This is a genomic window from Mesorhizobium sp. M7D.F.Ca.US.004.03.1.1 (genome assembly GCF_003998635.1).
GTDB lineage: Bacteria > Pseudomonadota > Alphaproteobacteria > Rhizobiales > Rhizobiaceae > Mesorhizobium > Mesorhizobium loti.
In genome coordinates, this window is the sequence record NZ_RZQG01001542.1 from 1 (window position 1) to 780 (window position 780).

A 780-nucleotide genomic window follows, 5' to 3' on the forward strand; every position below is an offset into this window, starting at 1 on the left:
GATCGGCTATCTGCAGGAGGCGATGCGCTGGTGGCGCCATTGGCTCTGCGGCGAAGACACCGGCATCATGAACGAGCCACTCTATCGCGTCTGGATCACCGGCGAAGAACGGCCACAACCTTTTTATCTCCCCGATCATGCCGGCAGTTGGGCCGCCGAGGACCAGTGGCCGTCGCCGCGCATCGAACGCCGCGCTTTGCATCTGAACGCCACTGGGCTTGGCAGCGAACCCGCACCGGGTGCCGTGCTTTCCGTGCGCTCGCCGGCCACCGCCGGGCGAGACTGCGGCCGCTGGGGCGGTTATGGCGGCTCCTGCCCGGATATGCCCATCGACCAGCGTCGTGAGGACGGGCTGGCGTTGTGCTTCGACACGCCCCCGCTCGACAGCGACCTGACCTTGCTCGGCGCGCCGGAACTCGATCTGCTCGTCATTGTCGACCAGCCGCATGTCAACCTCGCCGCCCGGCTGTGCGATGTCTATCCCGACGGCACCTCGGCGCTGATGACCTATGGCGTGCTCAACCTCAGCCACAGAGACAGCCACGAGCATCCAGAGCCGTGTCCAGTCGGAACACCGTTCCGCGTGCGGCTGAAGCTCAATGATTTCGCTCGCACGGTGCCCAAGGGCCACCGCATCCGGCTGGCGCTGGCCAACCAGCATTGGCCGATCCTGTGGCCGCAGCCGAAACTGTCGACGCTGTCGATGGCGAGCGGCGACAGCACGGTGATGCTGCCGGTGCGGCCGCCGTCGGCTCGCGACCGCGACGTGCGCTTTGAACC

At 66.9% G+C, this 780-nt stretch carries 1 protein-coding gene; it reads left to right on the top strand.

Translation table 11 applies throughout. From position 1 onward, the window contains the following. Positions 1-780: CocE/NonD family hydrolase (locus EN935_RS38535; protein WP_127374375.1), on the top strand; the 780-nt coding region annotated here is incomplete at both ends.